Origin of the sequence: Phocaeicola sp. HCN-40430 (assembly GCF_037890285.1) — a bacterium.
Taxonomy (GTDB): domain Bacteria; phylum Bacteroidota; class Bacteroidia; order Bacteroidales; family Bacteroidaceae; genus Phocaeicola; species Phocaeicola acetigenes.
Genome location: NZ_JBBKBS010000011.1, coordinates 56828 through 79010, shown reverse-complemented (window position 1 = coordinate 79010; position 22183 = coordinate 56828). Strand labels below are relative to the sequence as shown.

Sequence of the window (22183 nt, the reverse complement as noted above, 5' to 3'; positions counted from 1 at the left end):
ATCAGCCTCTTTTACCTGTATCGTTTCCGGCTGTGAACAGTCGTGTAAATATGTTGAGCAGCATGTTTTATGGACGTTTTTTGTCCTGATTTTTCGCTGTTTTTCATCGTGAAGCTTTGTTTTGATAAAAAGTTGCGTTAGCAGTAATGCCTGTTTTTTCGATTTGTGTCAGCCGGAAAGGCTTTTCAGTATCTTTCTGATTCGGAATTTGAGCTGGAGTAGCAGGAGTCGGTGAAATAAAAAAGACCGTATTCCACCGGTAAGATACGATAGAAATACGGTCTTTGGTATAAGGAAAAGCAACGGTTTTTATTTGTTGCTCAGTGCCTCTTCAATCATAGCCTGCAGATTCTGGTAGTGACTTTTCTGTATGCCACTGCAAGAAGCAGCTGCGCTCTTGACGATAGAATTAATGGTAATCAGTTCGCCACGTGCCATGGCAGGAGCTTCCGAGTAGAAATAGTTTCTTTGTACTCCGGGTTTGGCAGGAGCTTGTGATTTATCCAACAACTTAATCAGCGATTCTACATATACACGCTGGGTATTGCGTTTGTAGAGGTCGGCCTGTGCAGTACGGGTCCAGATAGTCTTTCTCAAATCGCTGAACATCTGCTGTGCCGTATAGGCTTTACGTCCGTTTGCAGCTTCGTTCATCATCATCTTGTTGAGCGTAGCTTTGCTGATCAGACGCGACAGGATATTGGCCTGTATCGTACAGATGGTATTGATAGGGTTGATGCCTGCTTTTTCCATTAATTCCTGATTAATCAGCCAGGTAGGAGCTGTGAACAACTGTTCATTGAGGAACGCAACAGCCCGTTTCTGGATAGAAGCAGGTACGAATTCCTGAGCTACCATGTCGGTTTGTTCTACCATAATCGGATTGCTGTAAATACCGGCTACGTTTTTGGTCACATGTCCCATGTATCGTGAATACTGGTTGACAACATTCTGGTAAATCGTTCTTGCACCGGCATACGATTTGTTGGGTTCGTAAGACCACTTCAATATCTGCGGTACGATGCGCTGAAGATTTTTGATACCGTATGCACTTGCCAGCATTGCATCGTCTCCCAAATCCTCATTCTGATTTCTCGGATCGTTCGAGTCACTCTCTGTTCCGAATGTATAGCGGATATCTTCTTTCAGTTTGGCGATAATAGACTGGTTGGAGAAGGCTGTTTCCTCTTCGGGAGTCTTGAACTGAGGCAACCATCTGTATCCCCATTCAATGGCCCATTTGTCGTACATACCGATGCGTGGGAAAATACCGCTGCGGCCGATACTGTCTTCCGGTTGGGCTACATAATTGAAGCGGGCATAGTCCATGATGGAAGGAGTATGTCCGTTGGCTTCTACCCATGCCTTGTCTCTCAGTTTTTCTACCGGTATGGTATGAGACGCTCCGAAGTTATGGCGTAAACCTAAAGTGTGACCTACTTCGTGTGAAGAAACGAAGCGGATAAGTTGTCCCATCAGTTCATCATCGAACTGCATTTTTTGTGCAGCTTCGTCGAGTGTACCTGCCTGAATCATATACCAGTCGCGCAGCAGGCTCATCACATTGTGATACCAGTTGATGTGGGTTTCAATAATTTCTCCACTTCTGGGGTCGTTGATGTGTGGTCCGCTTGCATTAGGGATATCCGACGGCTTATAGACGATAGCCGAATGGCGTGCATCTTCCAGACTCCAGCTCGGGTCGTTTGCCGGAGCTTCCTTGGCATAGATAGCATTCTTGAATCCTGCCTGCTCGAAAGCAACCTGCCAGTCGTTTACACCCTGAATAAGATAGGGAACCCATTTCTTGGGAGTCGCCGGGTCGATATAGATGACAATCGGTTTTTTAGGCTCTACCAGTTCGCCGCGCAGATAAGCTTCTTCGTCTTTAGGCTCCAGTCTCCAGCGGGTAATCAGATATTTGTATTCAATACCCTGTGGATTAGAGTCGAAATCGGTATATCCTACTGTAAAGAAACCTACGCGCGGGTCGTACAGACGAGGCTTCATCGGTTTTTCCGGAAGCAGAATCAGCGAACTGTTCAGCTCGTAGGTCAGTGGAGTGTTGGGGCTTCCGGTCTCCAGCGGACTGATAGGTCTTTTTTCTTTTTTACACAGATAAGTGGCAGTAGTCTTGATTTCGATATTCTGAGGGAAAGCGGTCAGACTGTTGATGTAGCTGGCCGTCGGAATCATGTTAAGAAGTCCGATAGCCTCTTTTGAATCGCTGTCGATAGAGAACAGCGGATTTTCTTTCTGTATAAAGCTTCCGGCTTCTATTACATAGTTGCAGCGCACAGAATCTTTTCGGATGCTTTCTATGTTGAATGTGGCGACAATAGGATGTATGTTCGAATTCATGACAGAAGTATACATCCCCTCTTTGTCGGTAGCACGTTCGCGGTACGACATTTCACGGACGAAGATTCTGTTTTCTCCGTTCTTCTCGAAACGTATTACTTTACTTCTCAAGATATCTCCCGGATAGCCTATTTTCGATTTGTTTTTTGAAGCAGGAGCTTTGCTGATTCGGTTGACAATCAGCACATCCTTTTGAAGCAAAGAGTCGGGTATTTCGAAATAGTATTTGCCGTTTACCTTGTGCACGGTAAGAAACCCGTTTGTAGAAGCAGCTTGGGGAGTAATAATACTGTTATAAGGTTTCGGACCAGGCTTCATCATGTTCTGAGGTCTGGGTGGCATGACTTTTTCAGTCTTGGCTTTCTTACTTTTTTTCTTGATGAGTTTAGCTTCTGCACCGGTTACTGCTCCAGATAGCAACAGAGTGGCCAGTGCAAAGGCTTGTAGTTTTGATGTCTTCATACTTTGATGGTTTTGTTGTTATATCGTTTTATTTGTTGTATAGCTGGTGTTGCTTGATGAACCGGTACACTTCAGGATGAAGAAAGTAGCGTATGTCTTTACCGGAAGCAATGCTTTCGCGTATAAAAGTAGAACTGATTTCAAGCAAGGGTGTGTTTACAGCTTTGACTTGTGCGGGAAGCTCATGAGGATTGATTTCGTATCCGGGACGCGGATAAACCAGTATCCGGTGATTCCGGAGAATCTCTTCGGGAGATTTCCATTTGTCGAATGCAGCCCAGTTGTCTGCACCGATGATGAGTACAAATTCCCTGTCCGGATAAGTTTCCGACAGTTTCTGTAGAGTAGTGACAGTATACGAGGGACGGGGTAATGTAAATTCAAAGTCGGAGGCTTTAAAGCGGGGATAACCGGCAATGGCGGCTTCTACCATTTTCATGCGAAGATGATTATCGAGCAAGGTCTGTTCCTGTTTAAACGGATTTTGTGGAGTAATCAGGAACCAAAGCTCATCCACCCAGTTTTCCTCGCACAAATAATTGGCAAGGGCCAGATGCCCCAGGTGGATGGGGTTGAAAGTACCTCCGAATATACCGGTTCTTATAGGATTTTTTTCCATTTCTTGTAGTTGACGACTTGCCAGGCTGCCACGAGAATCATGGCTACGGCAATGATATATTCCTGTTTGGCAAGAGCTATTATACCCACTGCGATTGCTACCAGTCCGATGAGAATGCTGAGTAGGATGAGTATCTGTAATGTTTTCTTTGGATTTTTAGCCATAATTCGGATTATTGATTGATAAAGTTGCTGATGACTTGAAGCGCTTCGGCCTGTGCCTTGCTTAAATCATCATTCACAATGACTACATCGAATTTGTCGGCAAAACTTAGCTCAAATTCTGCTTTTGCAATACGGCTTTCTATTACTTCCGGAGTATCAGTTCCACGTCCGTTCAGTCGGCGGCGGAGTTCTTCTACTGAAGGAGGCTGGATGAAAACCGACAACGCACGTTCGCCGTAGAATTTCTTGATGTTGCATCCGCCTACTACGTCTACATCGAATATCACGTTCTGACCTGCAGCAAGCTGTTTTTCAACCTGAGCTTTCAGTGTGCCGTAGAATCGGTCCTGATAGACTTCTTCGTATTCCAGAAATTCGTCGTTGGCAATACGCTGTTTGAATTCTTCCGGAGTAAGGAAGAAATATTCTACTCCGTTCTGTTCGGTGCCACGGGGCGGACGGCTGGTTGCCGAAATAGAGAATGCCAGATTCAGATTCTGCGAAAGCAGGTAGTTGATAATAGTCGATTTCCCTGAACCGGAAGGAGCAGAGAATATGATGAGTTTACCCATATTTTTGATAGTTAAGAGTTGAATTTTAAAGGAAGAAGACGAAGAGGTCCTTACATCACGTTCAATACCTGTTCTTTAATTTGTTCCAGTTCGTCTTTCATCTGCACTACAATGTTCTGCATTTCCGCATGGTTCGATTTGCTTCCTGTAGTGTTGATTTCACGTCCCATTTCCTGAGCAATAAATCCTAATTTCTTACCTTGTCCATGTCCTCCGGCCATTGTTTCGCGGAAATAGTTCAGGTGATTGCTCAGACGCTGTTTTTCTTCGTTGATATCGAGTTTTTCGATGTAATAAATCAGCTCTTGTTCCAGACGGTTCTTGTCGTAATCTACGCTGATTGTTTTTTCAAGTGCATCGGTAATGCGTTCGCGTATTTTGGCCACTCGTTCTTTTTCGTACGGTTCGATGGAATGCAGCAAACGTTCGATGTTGTCTATCTTTTCAGTGAATTTCTTTTCAAGGGCAGCACCTTCCTGCTTGCGGAAATCTACCAGATGCTGTAGTGCTGTTTCAATAGCTGTGTAAGCCACTTTCCATTCTTCTTCCGACAGTTCCTGGATATCTACACGTGTCAGTACATCCGGCATACGCAGCAAGGTAGCGAACCAGTCTTCGGGGGCGGGAATGTGACAAGATTCGGAAATTGTTTTAATCTGCTGGTAATAGTTTTCTACCAACGCAGCATTGATGGGAGTAGCAGCTTCTGCAGCTTCTTTTTCAATCCAGATACTGAAATCTACTTTTCCTCTTTCCAGTGTTTTGGTGATGAGGTTGCGGATTTCCATTTCCTTTTCACGATACAATGGAGCAATGCGGGTAGACAAGTCCATTGCCTTGCTGTTTAACGATTTGATTTCTACGTTTATTTTCTTATCTCCGAATGTGGCGGTAGCTTTACCGTATCCGGTCATCGATTGTATCATAATATTCAGTTTTTTATCGGGCAAAGGTAGGAAAAAGCCGGGAAAAAAGAAAAGCCAACTGATATTTCTTTTGGTTTCAGTTGGCTTTGCAGGGGATAAGGACTGTATCCTATTGTCCGATGTCTCTTATTTGTTCGGATTTGTTACCTCCGGCAGATTCAACAAATATTCAATCTCCGGATTTTGCTTGATGATTTCACCCGATGGGCTGACGAGGAACAAAGCCGGTATTTGCCGTATTTTATAAGCTTGAGAAATGGCATTGTCATTGAATGGTTTCAACTCGCTTGTATTGGTCCATATAATGCCATCTTCTTCTGTCGCTTTTACCCATTGTTCTTTTTTCTCATCCAGGTTAATACCACACATTACAATACCTCTTTTCTGGAGTTGTGGGTAGATGGCCTTTATCTCCTTGGCCTTGTCTCTGCACGGACGACACCAGGAAGCCCAAAAATCAAGCAGGACGTATTTCCCTTTGAAATCACTCAACTTTACCTGTTTACCGTGAATGTCGGTTGTTGTAAAGTCGGGTGCCTGGGTATTTTGAATCCATATTACACGTGCGTCTTCCATTTTTTCTTTTAGTGTCTTGAATGCATAAGAGTACGTATAGTTGAGAGTGTCAATGGTTTCGTATACTTCTTTCCATTCCGGATATTCTCTAAGTAGCAGGTTGCCGGCCAATTCGACTGCTGTATAACTTTGAGGATGCGCTTTGATGAAATCAATGGTTGCTTTTTCGCGTTTGAAGAAATTGTCATTCATTTGTTTCTGCAATGTGGCTAAAGCTTCCGGAGTAGAAGGGTTTTGTTTCATCAGAGACTGGTTTTCTTCTTCCAGGGGCTTAACCGTTTCCAGATACTGATTCATCAGCTTCTGTTCCACGCCCTGTTGTATACCGATGGCTCCGGCAGAAGCCGTATATTTTCCTCCGGCTTCTGCTATAAATTCATATCCTGACTGATAGGGACGGAACCGGATATAGTACTTGTCGGGGTGTTCGATAGCTTGAGTAAAAGAAAAACTGTTTGCTCCCGATAAAGTAATTGAATCTATATTTTGGTATTTCTGGTCAATATATCCCAAGTAAACAGTTCCGGTAAAAGGCTTCTCCAATGTTCCTTCTATGCTAAACTCTTTTTCCGTCTGTTGGGTACAGGCTATACCTGTAAATAATATACTTCCCAATAAAAGATATTTTTTCATATTTCTATATTAACGAGGGTTTTGTACAATGTTACTATTTTTGTTGATGATGCTTTGTGGAATAGGGAATAAATAACGGTTGGATCCCGGAGCCAGTGTATGTACTGTTCCGTCGGGAGTGGTTCGGGTCAGCGTCTTTGTATAAATACCTTCGTTTACTAAACGCTTCATGTCGAACCAGCGTAATCCGGAGAGAACTAATTCTCTGCGTCGCTCTTCCAAAACAATGTCAAGAAGACTCTTGTCTGCATCTTTTGTCAACATGGTGTAGTCTTCTTCAGTGAATCGGTACTTGCGCAATTCATTTAGAATGTCAAGAGCTTGACTGTCGTTTTTGCGTGCTAAGGCTTCCGCTTTGATAAGCATCATTTCCGGAACACCGATGTTGTAGTTTGGAGTTGTCTGGATGTAGCAGTATGTATTTTCGTCATAGAAATACTCTCCTTTGTTGTCTACATTCGAGAACCAGAATTTAAAGCGTAAATCTTTTTCATTCTGTTTGTATAATTCAAGCAAATCTTCGCCGATGGCCATTTGTCTTAATGCGCTGCTGCCATTTACATTGTGGAACCATATTTTTTGTGGAGAAGAAATGTCTGTCGGTTTTCCGTTGATACTTCCCGATGGAAATTCAGTAGGGAAGGACCATTCTCTCATATCTTCCAGTTGGCTGTTCAGCTCCAGTGCTTTTTCTGCTTCTGTGGCTGCTTCATCGTATCGTCCCATGTAAAATAACACACGTGCACGCATGGCATAAGCGGATGCACGGGTGGGTTTATAGTTATTGCTTCCTAAAACAGGAAGATCCTGGTCGATACCCTCTAAGTCGCTTAATATTTGGGCTGTAACTTGTTCTACTGTGGCACGTGAGTGTTTTGCTTCAAGGTTGGGCTCTGTAACCAAAGGAACGCTTAAGTCGGTAGCAGCAGTGGCGGCATTGTAAGCCGGACCATATAGGCTCTGCAGATACCAATAATAGTAAGCACGGAAGATTTTTGCTTCTGCTGCGATACGCCGTCTGTCGGTTTCTGTTCCTTCTGTAGCATTACCGATGTTCTCAAGAACTACGTTTACGGTAAACAGATGGTTATAAGTCTGATTCCAATTACTGTCGTCTTCGCTGTCAAGATAAAAGGCTTCCATCCAAAAATAAGCTTTGTTGGAGGCGTTGGTCAGATTGATGGCACGGTTGGGAATCATCAGATCGTCGGAGCAATAATAGGGTAAGGCATTATATCCATTAGATAAAGTCATGTCTTTCATTAAATTTCCGTAATCTTCTACCGTTGTTGGAATAACCTTTCCTTTGGGGAGTGTATCTAAAAAATCACTGCATGAGGAAAATAAAGCGATTGTTCCTATTAAGAAGAAAAAATTCTTTATACGTTTCATCTTATATCGTTCATTAAGGAAGTTAATACTAAAAATCAAGTTTCACACCACAGGTAAAGGCTATCGGATCGGTCAATGAGAATGTACCGCTTACAGGAGATACAGCTTCGGGGTCGTATCCTTCTTTATTGGCTGTCCATAACCATACATTATTGAGTTGGGCTGTGATAGACAAGCGTTTTACAGGGCTGTTACGTAACCATTTTTTAGGAAGGTCGTAGTTCAGCAATATTTCACGCAGGCGAATCATGTCTCCTTTTCGGATGCTGTTTGATGAATATTGAGCCAGTTCGGAAGCTCCTGTCTGATAAGTCATCAGGTAGTTCATCATGTCGGAACAAATTGCCGGGACGTCTGTCTTGGCTTCATCGCCCGGTTGACGCCAGCGATCGGCAATTCTTTCGTTTAATGCCGGAGAAGATCCGAAGGGGTTCATATCTGGATATTCTACACGGAATACATGTCCGAAATTGTAAGTGAACAGGAAGTTGGCTTGTAGATTTTTATATCTGAATCCGGTTGACAGGCTTCCTGAGTATTTAGGTTGATAAGTACCACTGTATTCCAGGTCTTCTACAGTAAGATCCTCGTAAGTTGTAACTTTGGTACCGTCTGCTTTGTATGCCTGAGGTAATCCCATTTCGTTCAATCCGGCCCAGCGATAGCTCCAGATTCCTTCGCGGGAATATCCTTCTACAAAGCGGGTTGTACCATGTACACGGTTCAGTACAGGGCTGGAATCGTGAGCGCTGTTTCGTATAATCTTATTCTCATTGTAACCGAATACCCAACCTACATTCCATGTAAAGTCTCTTGTGCGGATCAAATCAGCGTCCAACTGGACTTCTACTCCACTGTTGTTCATATCGGCTGAGTTGATAAGTTGTTCGCTATATCCTACTGTAGGGTCGAGCTGGGCTTCGCCTAACAAATCGTATCCTTTGTTATGATAGTAGGTAAGGGTGGTGTTAATGCGGTCGAATAATCCCAAGTCTACAGACACGTTGGTAGAACGTGTACGCTCCCAACGGAGTAATGGATTGGGAGGAGTCGTAATACGCATATAGCCGCCACCGTCTACCAGATCACTGCTGATAAACTGTCCCACCATGATAGGAGAAGTTCTTCCGCTACGGTCGAAGTTTCCTGTTAATCCTAATGATGCACGTAGCATCAAAGCACTGATTGCATCACATTTGAAGAATTTTTCATTCTTGATATTCCAGTTGGCACCAAAAGACCAGATAGGGTTTCTTCTGTATTTATCGCTTACTCCAAACAGGTTGGATTTGTCTATTCGTAAACTTCCACTTACGGTATAACGGTTATCGTAGGTGTATACTGCCGATAAATAATAAGAGATTTCTCTGTTTAAGATATCACTGAACTTATCGTAACTGCTCGCATAGTAACGCATGGGGTTACTGGACCAGGGTGGAGTTGTTCCGTTGGTTGCAAGATCAATCGCATCGATTGGAGACCATGATAAAGTTTGGTCGTTGTAACCTAACTTGCGGTATGATTCTGTGGTAGTATGTTTGCTGCGCGCTTCGAAACCGGCAGTGGCATTGACATAGTGCTGTTTATCTGCACCGAAATTGCGGTTTAAGGTAGCACCTATTTTCATGGTCCATGCTTCGACATCGGTTTGAGAATGGTCCAAGATATCTCCTTTAGGAATACGATAGCTTAATCCGTTTTCTCCGATGACAGTATGTTGGTTAATCAATTCTCTTACACCGTAACTGTTTATAGACTGAATGTCTTTGTTAATCGACTGATAACGTTCGTACTGATAATCTGCAGAAAGATTCAAGCCTTCTATTACACGATAATCTAAGCCAAACCGTGCTTTATAATCGGTGTTTTTGGTTGTATTGTTGGCCATATCTATTTCATCCAGCAGGTTTTTACCGAAACTCAGATAACCATATTCTTGGGTATATTTGTCGGCATCCATTCGTGAGAATTGTGTATAGTCTGCAATACGGTTTCCGGCTTCATCTACGAGCATTTGAAATGGGAAAAGACTATAAATGTCACTACTAAGACTTTGATATCCGTTGTCGTTGTTATCGAATGTGGCAGACAGGTCTGAGCGCAAAGTCAGGTTATGCAACAACTTGTATGATATCCGGGAATTGATATTGTAAGAACGTTCTTGGTCGCCTACATATTCTGAATGGCCGCCGATAAAACTTCCTGAAAGGAAATAATTGACACGGTCGGTGCCTCCGGAAACGGAAATCATGTGTTGCTGGCGGAAGGCATTGCGTAACAGGTAATCTTCTATCTGTTTGCGGTTGGAATAGGCTTTCAGCTTATTCAGACGAGCGTCCATTTCTGCCAACTTTTGAGGATCCATCGGTGAAACGGCACCAGTTCCCCAATCGATAATGACGTCCTCCCAATAATCGTTCAGAATTTCTTGAGATAAGGAATAGCCACTTCCTTCATAGCCGAATCCTCCCATCATTGAATTGTATCCGTAAAGGTGGGCTTCTCTGTCGTAGTCAATGATTTGTTCGCTGTTTGCACGGTGTAAGTCATCAAAATTGGGCTTAGCTGAAACCTTAAAGTTGTTGGAGTAAGATATTTTGAAGTCATTGGCTTTGCCTTTTTTGGTAGTAATGACAATTACACCATTGGCTGCACGTGAACCCCAGATAGCTGTAGCCGAAGCATCTTTCAATACTGTGATACTTTCTATCATGTCCATGTTTTCGGGAAGTTCTTCCACTTCGAAATCATCTACGATAAACAAAGGGTCGTTACCGGCATTCATAGAAGCACCTCCGCGGATACGGAACTGTTCGTTATAGATATTTAATCCAGGTACGGAGCCTTCAAGGATTCCTGCCAACCCTACACTGCTTCTCAAAGAAATTTTATCATTTTTGATAGTATTGACGGAACCGGTTACATTGAACTTTTTCAATGTCTGATAACCTGTTACTACTACATCGTCCATGAGTACACTGTCGTCTGTCATGTAGACTTGTGTTGCTTTTTTACTTCCTACAGGGACTTCTACCGTTTCGTAACCTACATAAGAAATAATTAAAATATCTCCCGGTTTGGCTGTAATGCTGTAATTTCCGTTAACGTCGGTGATAGTAGCTGTTTGCTTGCCTTTTACGCGTACGGTACACCCAATCAATGAGGATCCGTCTTTACTGTCGAATACTTGTCCTGTAAAGTTTCGGGGAGTTGAACTTTGAGAGGTCGTTTGTTTTTGTGCATAGCTTCCTGTGCATAACGCACAGCCCAAGGCTACCAGGCACAGACCTTTTCTCATTTTTTGAAGATGCGTTTCCCGATTTACTCTTCTCTCTTTAAAATTATTGTTCTTCATAAACCGTAGATTTGTTAAACTTAAACATAGAGTCTGTTATTTGTCAGTGTGCTTCATGTTTCCCTCACAACTGACATGGATGCAATTTATATATTTTAATTTACAAAAATTATAATGAAAATGTGTAATATTTTGAAATTAAATCGCTGTTTTTGCTAAAAAAATAAAATGTATTGTCTTTTGAAGATAGGTATAAATAGAGCTTGCATTTTGTGAAAAATAATAATTTATCTTTGGAAAATGGCTTTTCAAAAGGAGAAATGAAAAAGCTATCCGATAAAGTCGTATTAGAGTTGGTATCGTAATAGAATGATGTGAAAAAAAATTATCGGAAAGATTATTAAGGTTTGTCCTTCTTTGGAGCAAATTTTTGTAGCTATGTATTATCTGATTAAAGGTGATACAATCTTTGAATGAAGAGATGAAAAATTGACTGGTAAAATCGGATTTTGTTTCATGGGGGATTTTGTGGAAAATATTCCGCCTTGGTCGATTAAGCAGAAAAAAATAGCCGATAGAGAAGAGTATTTAATTTTTCAGAAAGGAATAATATTTGTATTAAGAGCTTCTAAAAAACGTATGGGAATGGAAAACGAGTGCAAATAAAAGTGTATATTTGCACACATTATAATATAAAAAATAAATTATGTCGTGCATTTTACATATTGAAACTTCTACAGAGGTTTGTTCGGTTTCTGTCAGCCAGGATGGGGCTTCTATTTTTTCTAAAGAAGATTATAAAGGACCGTCGCATGCTGTGGCGTTAGGTGTGTTTGTCGATGAGGCTTTGTCGTTTGCCGATAATCATGCTATTCCGCTGGATGCTGTGGCTGTGAGTTGTGGACCGGGTTCATATACCGGTTTGCGTATCGGTGTATCTATGGCAAAAGGAATTTGTTATGGACGTAATATTCCCTTGATAGGACTTCCTACCTTAGAAGTAATGTCGGTACCTGTCTTGTTGTCGGAGGAACTTCCGGAAGATGCCTTGTTGTGTCCGATGATTGATGCACGTCGTATGGAAGTATATGCTGCCATTTACGATAGAGCATTGAATGTAAAACGTGCGATTGGTGCTGATATCATCGATGAACATTCGTATGCCGAATTCTTGGAAAAGCATCCGGTTTATTTCTTTGGCAACGGCTCTGGAAAATGTCGTGAGAAATTGGCTCATCCTAATGCACATTTCATTGAAGACATTCATCCGTTGGCTAAATGGATGTTCCCTTTGGCAGAAAAGGCAATGGCAAAACAGGATTTTAAAGATGTGGCATATTTTGAGCCTTTCTATTTGAAAGAGTTCGTTGCATCTACCCCAAAGAAGTTAATTTAATTCAGACCTGTCGTAAAATATGAAATACAATACCCAGCAACGAAGATTACCGCTTCCCGAATACGGACGAAGTGTACAAAATATGGTAGATCATGCCTTGACTATTGAGGATAGAGCAGAACGTCAGCGTTGTGCAAACACGATAGTGAATATCATGGGAGGTATGTTTCCACATTTGCGCGATGTAGCCGATTTTAAGCAAAAACTTTGGGATCATCTGGCTATAATGGCTGATTTTAAATTGGATATCGATTATCCGGTGGAAATCGTAAAAAAAGAAAGTCTTGAAATCAAGCCGCAGCGTATACCGTATTCACAGCATGATATTCGTTTCCGTCATTACGGACGTTTTGTACAGGATATGATTAAGTTGGCTGTCGATTATCAGGAAGGAGAGGAACGGAACCAGTTGATTCGGATGATTGCCAATCATATGAAAAGGGATTATCTGAACTGGAATAAAGACGGAGTGGAAGATCAGAAGATTTTGGATGATTTATGTGAACTCTCCGGGGGTAAAATCAAATTGTCTGCAGAAGATTTGCGTCTGACTGAACAGCGTACCTTTATTCCTCGACGTCGTCAGATGAATAATAACAACAATCAGGGAAAGAAAAAGTATTAATTTATAAATTCGGGTATTATGGCATCATTTGTAATCGAAGGTGGACACAGACTGCATGGAGAAATTGTTCCGCAAGGAGCAAAGAATGAAGTTCTTCAGGTGTTGTGTGCAACGTTACTGACGAATGGCGAAGTAACCATCAGTAATATTCCCAATATTCTGGATGTGAACAACCTGATTCAATTGCTGAGAGATATGGGAGTGAAAGTTGCCAAACAGGGTGTAGATACTTATACCTTTCAGGCCGACGAAGTGAATCTGTCTTATTTGGAAAGTGAAGAGTTTCTGACTCGTTGTTCCAAACTGAGAGGCTCTGTCATGCTGGTGGGACCTATGGTAGCTCGTTTCGGTCAGGCAATGATTGCTAAACCCGGAGGAGATAAGATTGGTCGTCGCCGTTTGGATACACACTTTTTCGGCTTACAGAAATTGGGTGCAGCTTTCGATTATAATGCAGCAGAAAGCATCTTTAAGATTTCAGCTACTCACTTGAAGGGAACTGATATGCTGTTGGATGAGGCCTCTGTAACAGGTACAGCCAATATCATTATGGCAGCAGTACTTGCCGAAGGTACTACTACGATTTATAATGCAGCTTGCGAACCTTATATACAGCAATTGTGCCGTATGCTAAACCGTATGGGAGCTCGTATTTCGGGAATTGCATCAAACTTGCTTACCATTGAAGGAGTAAAGGAGCTGAAAGGCTGTACTCATCGTATTCTTCCCGATATGATTGAGGTGGGAAGTTTTATCGGTATGGCTGCTATGACGGGCAGTGAAATTACGATTAAGAATGTATCATACGATAATTTAGGTATCATACCAGATAGTTTCCGTCGGTTAGGTATCCGTTTGGAACAGCGTGGTGATGATATTTTTGTTCCTCGTCAGGATCATTATGAAATAGAGTCGTTTATTGATGGTTCTATTATGACCATTGCCGATGCACCTTGGCCGGGGCTGACTCCCGACTTACTGAGTGTGATTCTGGTGGTTGCTACCCAAGCTAAAGGAAGTGTACTGATTCATCAGAAAATGTTCGAAAGCCGTTTGTTCTTTGTAGACAAACTGATTGATATGGGGGCTCAGATTATATTGTGCGACCCGCATCGGGCAGTAGTGATTGGGCATGACCGTAACTTCCGTTTACGTGGAGGTAATATGACTTCTCCTGATATTCGTGCCGGTATTGCCTTGCTTATTGCAGCACTGAGTGCTGATGGTATCAGCCGTATTCACAATATCGAACAGATTGATAGAGGTTATCAGAATATCGAACAGCGTTTGACAGCGTTGGGAGCTCGTATTACCCGTATAGAATAAAAGTTATGATAAAAAGAGAGGAAGTATTTAAAATAGGTGTAATAAACAAACCTCATGGAGTGAAGGGAGAAGTATCGTTTACGTTTACAGACGATATTTTCGACCGTGTGGATTGTGATTATCTGATTCTTTTGCTGGACGGAATTTTCGTTCCTTTCTTTATTGAGGAATACCGTTTCCGCTCGGACAATGCTGCATTGGTTAAGTTCGAGGGGATAGATACTGCAGAGAAAGCACGTATGTTTACCAATGTAGAAGTCTTTTTCCCCTCAAAATACATGGACGAAGAAGATGCCATGGGGTCGTGGAATTTCTTTGTCGGATTTACAGTAATCGACGAAATACACGGCAATTTGGGACAAATTGTTGCTGTCGATGATAGTACGATGAATGTACTGTTTGTCATCGAGAAAGATGGAGAAGAAGTGCTTTTACCTGCTCATGAAGAGTTTCTGAAAAATATAGATGCCAAAGGGAAAATTGTGTATGCACAGATTCCCGAAGGCTTATTAGAAGAATAGTATTGCAGATGAAAAAGAAAGGTCGTAAAGTATTTTGGCATAATATCAAGTTTAAGTATAAACTGACGATTTTTAATGAAAATACCTTGGAGGAGGTAGTAGCCATTCATGTCTCTAAATTAAATGGTTTGTCGGTGCTGCTTGCGACCTGTACAGTAATCTTTTTGATTGCTGCTGCGATTATTGCTTTCACTCCTTTGCGTAACTATCTTCCTGGTTATATGAACAGTGAAGTTCGTTCCCAAATTGTAGCCAATGCGTTGCGTGCCGATTCATTGGAACAGGTACTGGAACGCCAGAGCCGTTACGTAATGAATATCCAGGATATTCTGAGCGGTCAGGTAAAGACTGATACAGTGCAGTCTATTGATTCGCTGACTACTCTGAGAGCAGAGCAACTGATGGAACGTTCGAAAGAGGAAGAAGAGTTTCGTAAGAAATACGAAGAGAAGGAACGCTATAACCTGACAGAAGTGACTTATACCCGTGAAGCAGCTGGTCTTATTTTCTATCGTCCTACACGAGGCATTATGTCAAAAGACTTTAATCCATCTGAAGGTCATTTTGGAGTGGATCTGACTGCCGATCCGAGAGAAGGGGTATTGGCAGCTCTTGATGGAACTGTTATTCTTGCCACTTATACAGCCGATGCCGGTTATGTAATTCAAATCCAGCATGCACAGAATTTTATAACTGTATATAAGTACTGTGCTTCTTTGATGAAGAAAACAGGAGATAAAGTAAAAGGTGGAGAAGTCATTGCTCTGTTGGGTAACGCGAATGAAAAAAAGGAGAATCCCCAGTTGCATTTTGAGTTATGGCATAAGGGAAATCCAATCAATCCAGTGAAATACGTTGTTTTTTAATGAAAATATGAAGAAACAGATTGCTATATTAGGTTCTACCGGCTCTATCGGGACTCAGGCTTTACAGGTGATTGAGGAACATCCGGATTTGTATGAGGCCTATGCGTTGACTGCCAATAACAGGGTGGATTTGCTTATTGAGCAGGCGCGTAAGTTTCAGCCCGAAGCGGTAGTTATTGCCAATGAAGATAAATATTTGCAATTGAAGGAAGCGTTGTCCGACCTTCCTATTAAAGTATATGCCGGTGCAGATGCATTGTGTCAGATTGTTGAATCGAAACCGATTGATATTGTATTGACTGCTATGGTAGGATATTCGGGTTTACGTCCTACAATCAATGCCATTAAAGCAGGAAAGGTAATAGCCTTGGCAAATAAAGAAACAATGGTAGTGGCCGGTGAGTTGATAAATGCATTGGCCAGTCAGTATCGTACTCCTATCTTACCGGTCGATTCGGAACATTCGGCTATCTTCCAGTGTCTGGAGATGAATAATCCGGTATCGAAGATTATTCTGACTGCTTCAGGTGGTCCGTTCCGTACATTTACAATGGAACAGTTGCAGACCGTAACCAAAGAGCAGGCTCTTAAACATCCTAACTGGAGCATGGGAGCAAAGATTACCATCGACTCTGCTTCTATGATGAACAAAGGGTTTGAGGTGATGGAGGCAAAATGGCTGTTTGGAGTTACTCCGGAGCAGATTGAAGTAGTCGTGCATCCTCAGTCTGTTGTACACTCCATGGTTGAGTTTGAAGACGGAGCTATCAAGGCCCAGCTGGGAGTCCCCGATATGCGTTTGCCTATCCAATATGCATTCTCTTATCCTCGTCGTGTCAGTCTTTCCGGCGAACGTCTCGATTTCATGAAATGTAATACATTGACATTTGAAGCTCCCGATACGCATCGTTTCCGCAACCTTGCCTTGGCTTACGAAGCTTTGCATCAGGGAGGAAACATGCCTTGTATTGTCAATGCTGCCAATGAAGTTGTAGTAGCCTCTTTCCTGAAAGACCAGATCTCTTTCCTGGGTATGAGCGATGTCATTGAAAAAACCATGTCGAAGGTTGCATTCATTGAAAAGCCGACTTATGAGGATTATGTATCGACAGATGCAGAAACTCGTCGTATTGCAGCCGAAATGGTTATAAACGGATTGAAATAAATAAAGTAATAACAATAAATAAAAGAAGTAAACAGTAAATGGAAACATTTTTAATTCGTGCCCTTCAGTTGATTCTCAGTCTTTCGCTGTTGGTAATCATTCACGAAGGAGGACACTTTTTCTTTGCCCGCCTGTTTAAGATACGGGTAGAGAAGTTTTATATCTTTTTCGATCCCTGGTTTTCACTTTTCAAGTACAAGCCAAAGAACAGTGATACAGAATATGGAGTAGGATGGCTTCCTTTGGGTGGCTACTGTAAGATTTCCGGTATGATAGACGAGTCTATGGATACCGAACAGATGAAACAACCCGCCCAGCCGTGGGAGTTCCGTTCTAAGCCAGCATGGCAACGTTTGCTGGTGATGATTGGCGGAGTGTTGATGAACTTCCTTTTGGCTCTGTTCATTTATTCTATGATTTTGTATACTTGGGGAGACTCTTATGTGGCTCTGAAGGATATGACATATGGAATGAAGTTCAACGAGCACGCACAGGAAATTGGTTTCCGTGATGGGGATATTCTGAAGAGTGCCGATGGTAAAGAACTGGAGCGTTTCAACATGGACTTGTTGCGTGATATTGTAGAAGCACGTGAAGTAACCGTTTTACGCGATGGGCAGGAGAAGAAAATTTTAATGCCGGAACTGAGTTTGCTGGATATTGCAAAAGAAGATCCTCTCTTCATGGGTACACTTTATCCTAATGTAGTTGACTCTGTGCTTGCCGGAGGAAGTTTTGCAAAAGCTGGCATTCAGAAGGGAGACTCTTTGATTGCATTCAATGATGTTCCTCTGAATTCCTGGAATGATTTCATGAACGAGATGTCGGATTTACGTGTGAAAGCAGAGTTGGCTCAGCAGACTACAGCCTCTTTCTCATTGGTTTATTCTCGTGCCGGTGTAAGAGATACAGTTGCAGTACAGACAAATGAGAATTTCAAAGTCGATGCGATAGGCGGATTGGCCGATTATAAAGTAACAACTCATTCTTACAGTTTCTTCGGTTCATTCCCTGCAGGTATAGCTTTGGGGGTAAATACTTTGAAAGGATATGTCAATGATATGAAGTATGTATTCACAGCCGAAGGGGCAAAGAGTGTAGGAGGATTTGGAACCATCGGAAGTATCTTCCCGAAAGTATGGGATTGGCAGCGTTTCTGGGAAATGACTGCATTCCTTTCTATCATCCTGGCGTTTATGAACATTCTGCCTATTCCGGCTCTCGACGGTGGACATGTACTGTTCTTGCTTTACGAAATCATAGCACGTCGTAAGCCAAGCGATAAATTCCTCGAACGGGCGCAGATGGTAGGTATGTTCCTGTTGTTTGCCTTGCTCATCTGGGCTAATTTCAATGATGTATTGAGATTCCTTTTCTGAATAAGATAATTTGTTCTGAAAGATAAAAGAGACAATCCTCTTGTGTATTCCCGAATTCGTCGGACAGGGAAACACAAGGGGATTGTTTTTCTTTCTTTGTATTGTTTTGCACTGCTTTTCTTGTTCTTCGGACATGATAATCTGATATTTTTATCTAAGTTTGTGCCATGATATCACATAAATAAAGTATAAGAGAATATGAAGAAGTTATTGTTGGCTACTGTATTGTGCAGTGGCTTTTGCCTGCCGAATGTATTCGGGGCAGTAGGGGAGGAACGTCTTCCTGAATATTTGCAGGCTGAGAAGTTTACCAAAGCCAAACTTGAAACCATGCTTTTCTCTACCAAAGTAGATCCTCATTGGTTTCAACAGGGAAATTGTTTCTGGTTTGAGTATAAAACCAGCGATGGTGTATTCTGGTATGTAGTAGATCCGGCTGCAGGTCGTAAAGAATTGTTGTTCGACCGTGATGAATTGGCTGCACAACTGACTGAAATCGTACAGGATCCGTTTGAAGCACGTCATATTCCTATCCGTAATCTGAAAGCCAAAGAAGATGGCCGTACCTTCACTTTCAATGTCGTATCTACCCGAGAGGTAACGAATAAGGATAAAAAGAAAGAGAAAAAGGTATTCTATTTCTCTTACGATTATCCTACCCGTAAGCTGACACATCTGAAAGATGAAGAAAAAGAACCGGAAAAGAAAGACTGGGCTTCTGTTTCTCCTGATGGTCAGACTGTGGTATATGCCAAAGACTATAACTTGTACCGCATGAGTATTGCCGACTACCGGAAGGCACAGAAAAACGAAAAAGACAGTACTATTGTAGAAATCCAGCTTACTACAGACGGTGTCAAAGACTTTGGATATGGTATTCCCTATAGTACACTGAATACCGATACGCTGTGCAATGGAAAACGTCGTGCGATATGGGGAGGTTATTGGTCGCCCGATTCCAAACACTTTGCAGTGACACTGACCGACGAACGTGCAGTAAAAGAATTGTGGGTGATTAACTCCATTGCTACTCCACGTCCTACACTGGAAACTTATAAATATCAGATGCCGGGCGAAATGGCAGCTCCCGAAGATCATCTGTATGTGTTCGATATGACAAACAATACCCGTAAGGAGGTAAAGGTTTCGGCATGGAAGAACCAGACCATTGGAATGGAATACAGACCTTTCGAACAGAAGCAGCGCGACCAGGAGTTTAAATCGCTGGTTTGGCAGGGCGATAACAACCGCTTCTACCTTGTAAGAGGCAGCCGTGATTTGCATCGTATTGATGTATGTACGTACACTATCGGACAAGATTCTATTGTACCGATTGTAAAGGAACGTATGAATACCTATCAGGAAACACGACCGATTCATGTGTTCGATGGGGGAAAAGAGTTTATCCAGTGGAGTGAGCGTGACGGATGGGCGCACTTGTATCTGTACGATGAAAAAGGGAACTTGAAGAACCGCATTACCAAAGGTCCGTGGCATGTAGAAAAGGTAGTGAAAGTAGACGAGAAGGCGCGCACAATATACTTCCTGGCCAACGGACGTGAGAAAGGGGAAAATCCATACTACGAACATCTGTATCGGGTAAATGCAGACGGTACCGGCTTGAAGCAGATTACCAAAGGCGATTATTTCCATGAAGTAGAAGTAGACGATGAGGCACGTTATATCGTCGACAATTATTCGCGTGTCAACACAGTGCCTTGTGCCGACTTGCTGGACCGTAACGGAAGAAAGGTGATGACTATTCAGGAAAGCGACTTCTCGCAACTGAAAGCAGCAGGTTATCAGTTCCCCGAACTGTTTACCGTAAAGGCTGCCGACGGAGTGACCGACTTGTATGGAGTGATGTATAAGCCGTTCAACTTCGATTCTACCAAGGTGTACCCGATTATCGATTATGTATATCCGGGACCGCAGGTAGAGGCTGTATACTATCCGTTTACTCGTATGAGTGTACGTACTGACCGCCTGGCACAGGCCGGCTTCATTGTAATTTCAGTCGGACAGCGTGGTGGACACCCCAGCCGTTCGAAATGGTATCACAATTACGGATACGGTAATATGCGCGATTATCCATTGGCAGACCACAAGGCTGCGGTAGAACAGTTGGCTGCCCGCTATAAGTTTATTGACATTAACCGTGTAGGTATTCACGGACATTCGGGAGGAGGATTCATGTCTACTGCAGCTATTTTCCAGTATCCCGATTTCTATAAAGCAGCTGTTTCGTGTGCCGGCAACCACGACAACCGTATTTACAACCGCTGGTGGAGTGAAACACATCATGGTGTAAAGGAACAAGTGAGTGAAAAAGGAGATACTACTTTTGTCTATAAGATTGCAACCAATCCGGAAATTGCAAAACAGTTGAAAGGACATCTGATGCTGGTACATGGTGATATCGACAACAACGTACACCCTGCCAACAGTATTCGTGTGGTAGATGCCTTGATTCGTGCCAACAAGCGCTTCGACATGTTGCTGCTCCCTGGCCAGCGTCATGGATTCGGCACTATGGACGAGTATTTCTACTGGCGTATGGTAGACTTCTTCTCAGAACATCTGAAAGGCCGTAAAGAAACATCGGTGGATATTCCTCGCCGATAGCCGGTTCTTATAAACACACGAAAACAGGCAATTGGAATTTATCTTCCGGTTGCCTGTTTTTGTTTGCTGATTACGACTTTGCTTCCCATTCTTTTTTCTTCCCGCTATCCCATTATCCATTTTCCTATATTCCCCGATTTCCGGACAATATGAACAAAAGCCCATGTTACTGTTAATAACAGTATTGTACAGACAATCATTTTCAGCATGGTATGTATCGGAAGTGATTCTATCAACATATAGCACGGACCTAAAAACAGATAATGCGACATCCATATACCAAATGTACAGGTAGAGATGTTTATTAAAAAACGCTTGGCCTTTTGTGACCGGACTGTCAGTTCTTTGGCAGTCAGGAAGATAGGAAGTGTCATTAGCAGTACATTAGGGGTACAGTATGTAAAAAACAGCTCAACCAGTTCGACGGGTTGTCCGGGAGTTGCGGTTATCGATTTGAAACCAAAGAAAGTGATGCAATATCCTAAGGTAAACGAAGGAATCCCTGTAAATGCTAATTTCTTCCAGCTTAAATCGGCCGGATGGTTTATGATATAGTATCCTAAAAGCAGGTAACCATTGAAACCGGCAAAATAATAAAGCAGTCCAAATTCATTCCACGAGCAGGTTCCCCATAGGTCTTTGGTGAGATATTCCCTTATATATGGAATAAATAGAGAAACAAACCAGACTATCAGAAAAAATCTTTGCTCTTTTACAGATGCCTGTTTCACCCATGCGGAGAAAATAGGCATATACAGGTATAGGCCTATCAGAAGATATACATACCACATCTGGATAGCAAAAGGAGAGAAGTTGAAAGGAATCATCAAAATGTGGTATAGGGCTCTCATGAACGATTGATCCGGCTCTGCCCAAGCGAAGAAGTCGTTTATGACAGTAGGAGAGAGTCCAAGCAGCCCTGTAAACCATGGGAAAAGATTGTAAAGGACTGACCAGATTAAAAAGGGTATCACCACTCGGATGAGTCGTTTGCTGTAAAAGGTAATGCTGTTTTGCTTCACAGGCAGGAGCAGAGCACCGGTGACCATTACAAACAGAGGAATTGCCGGACGCATGAATGAACCGTAGAAACTTCCCCAAAGGTTGTACCAAGGCTCCGAACGTTCGGCAGGAGTTACATTGTCGGTACAGTGGACTGCTATCATCATAAAGATGGCAATAAATTTTACGAGATCAAGCCAGATGATGCGCTTCTCGTCTTTTGTAGTCAATTGTTCCTTCATCTTTTTTTAGATGCAAAAATAACAGCAAGGGGAGAT

The 22183-nt window shown here is 42.5% G+C and carries 18 protein-coding genes; 9 read left to right on the top strand and 9 right to left on the bottom strand.

Annotated elements, in window-relative coordinates; all coding sequences use genetic code 11:
* Window positions 1-309: 309 nt before the first annotated feature.
* The 8 genes from WKU26_RS06790 to WKU26_RS06755 form a co-directional block, all read right to left on the bottom strand.
* Entirely contained in the window at window positions 310-2823 is a 2514-nt protein-coding gene (locus WKU26_RS06790) for a zinc-dependent metalloprotease (protein WP_340321382.1), read from the bottom strand.
* A gap of 28 nt (window positions 2824-2851) precedes the next feature.
* On the bottom strand, window positions 2852-3442 hold the full coding sequence (gene nadD / locus WKU26_RS06785) for a nicotinate (nicotinamide) nucleotide adenylyltransferase (RefSeq protein WP_340321381.1): 591 nt from the start codon (window positions 3440-3442) through the stop codon (window positions 2852-2854).
* Window positions 3424-3606 (bottom strand): hypothetical protein, encoded by a 183-nt coding sequence (locus WKU26_RS06780; RefSeq protein ID WP_269876675.1) that lies wholly within the window; start codon window positions 3604-3606, stop codon window positions 3424-3426. Before WKU26_RS06780 ends, nadD begins: the two co-directional genes overlap by 19 nt.
* A gap of 8 nt (window positions 3607-3614) precedes the next feature.
* Window positions 3615-4178, bottom strand: coding sequence for a guanylate kinase (gmk, locus tag WKU26_RS06775; protein ID WP_269876677.1), 564 nt, complete (start codon window positions 4176-4178; stop codon window positions 3615-3617).
* 50 nt (window positions 4179-4228) lie between these two features.
* A complete protein-coding gene (locus WKU26_RS06770) occupies window positions 4229-5104 on the bottom strand; it encodes a YicC/YloC family endoribonuclease (protein WP_340321380.1) in 876 nt (291 codons plus the stop codon).
* Between the two features lie 126 nt (window positions 5105-5230).
* Window positions 5231-6313, bottom strand: coding sequence for a TlpA disulfide reductase family protein (locus WKU26_RS06765; protein ID WP_340321379.1), 1083 nt, complete (start codon window positions 6311-6313; stop codon window positions 5231-5233).
* A 9-nt stretch (window positions 6314-6322) separates the two neighbouring features.
* A complete protein-coding gene (locus tag WKU26_RS06760; protein WP_340321378.1) occupies window positions 6323-7705 on the bottom strand; it encodes a RagB/SusD family nutrient uptake outer membrane protein in 1383 nt (460 codons plus the stop codon).
* Between the two features lie 28 nt (window positions 7706-7733).
* Window positions 7734-11060 carry a SusC/RagA family TonB-linked outer membrane protein gene (locus WKU26_RS06755; RefSeq protein ID WP_340321377.1) on the bottom strand — a complete coding sequence of 1109 codons (3327 nt, stop codon included), beginning with the start codon at window positions 11058-11060 and terminating at the stop codon, window positions 7734-7736.
* A 429-nt stretch (window positions 11061-11489) separates the two neighbouring features.
* Here WKU26_RS06755 and WKU26_RS06750 point away from each other — a divergent pair, with 429 nt between their 5' ends.
* The 9 genes from WKU26_RS06750 to WKU26_RS06710 all read left to right on the top strand — a co-directional run bounded on the left by WKU26_RS06750 (window position 11490) and on the right by WKU26_RS06710 (window position 20903).
* Complete coding sequence (locus WKU26_RS06750; RefSeq protein WP_340321376.1) at window positions 11490-11666, top strand: hypothetical protein; 177 nt, start codon at window positions 11490-11492, stop codon at window positions 11664-11666.
* Between the two features lie 40 nt (window positions 11667-11706).
* Window positions 11707-12396, top strand: coding sequence for a tRNA (adenosine(37)-N6)-threonylcarbamoyltransferase complex dimerization subunit type 1 TsaB (gene tsaB, locus WKU26_RS06745; RefSeq protein WP_340321375.1), 690 nt, complete (start codon window positions 11707-11709; stop codon window positions 12394-12396).
* 19 nt (window positions 12397-12415) lie between these two features.
* Window positions 12416-13021, top strand: coding sequence for a DUF4290 domain-containing protein (locus WKU26_RS06740; protein ID WP_269876684.1), 606 nt, complete (start codon window positions 12416-12418; stop codon window positions 13019-13021).
* An 18-nt stretch (window positions 13022-13039) separates the two neighbouring features.
* Complete coding sequence (gene murA / locus WKU26_RS06735; RefSeq protein ID WP_340321374.1) at window positions 13040-14347, top strand: UDP-N-acetylglucosamine 1-carboxyvinyltransferase; 1308 nt, start codon at window positions 13040-13042, stop codon at window positions 14345-14347.
* Between the two features lie 5 nt (window positions 14348-14352).
* Window positions 14353-14868 (top strand): ribosome maturation factor RimM, encoded by a 516-nt coding sequence (gene rimM, locus WKU26_RS06730; RefSeq protein ID WP_340321373.1) that lies wholly within the window; start codon window positions 14353-14355, stop codon window positions 14866-14868.
* A gap of 8 nt (window positions 14869-14876) precedes the next feature.
* A complete protein-coding gene (locus tag WKU26_RS06725; RefSeq protein ID WP_340321372.1) occupies window positions 14877-15734 on the top strand; it encodes a murein hydrolase activator EnvC family protein in 858 nt (285 codons plus the stop codon).
* Between the two features lie 7 nt (window positions 15735-15741).
* Complete coding sequence (locus WKU26_RS06720) at window positions 15742-16899, top strand: 1-deoxy-D-xylulose-5-phosphate reductoisomerase (RefSeq protein ID WP_340321371.1); 1158 nt, start codon at window positions 15742-15744, stop codon at window positions 16897-16899.
* Between the two features lie 38 nt (window positions 16900-16937).
* Window positions 16938-18278, top strand: coding sequence for an RIP metalloprotease RseP (gene rseP / locus WKU26_RS06715; protein WP_340321370.1), 1341 nt, complete (start codon window positions 16938-16940; stop codon window positions 18276-18278).
* Between the two features lie 198 nt (window positions 18279-18476).
* Entirely contained in the window at window positions 18477-20903 is a 2427-nt protein-coding gene (locus tag WKU26_RS06710) for a S9 family peptidase (protein ID WP_340321369.1), read from the top strand.
* Between the two features lie 104 nt (window positions 20904-21007).
* Here the strand turns inward: WKU26_RS06710 and WKU26_RS06705 are convergent, their stop codons facing one another.
* Complete coding sequence (locus WKU26_RS06705; RefSeq protein ID WP_340321368.1) at window positions 21008-22147, bottom strand: acyltransferase; 1140 nt, start codon at window positions 22145-22147, stop codon at window positions 21008-21010.
* Between the last annotated feature and the right edge of the window lie 36 nt (window positions 22148-22183).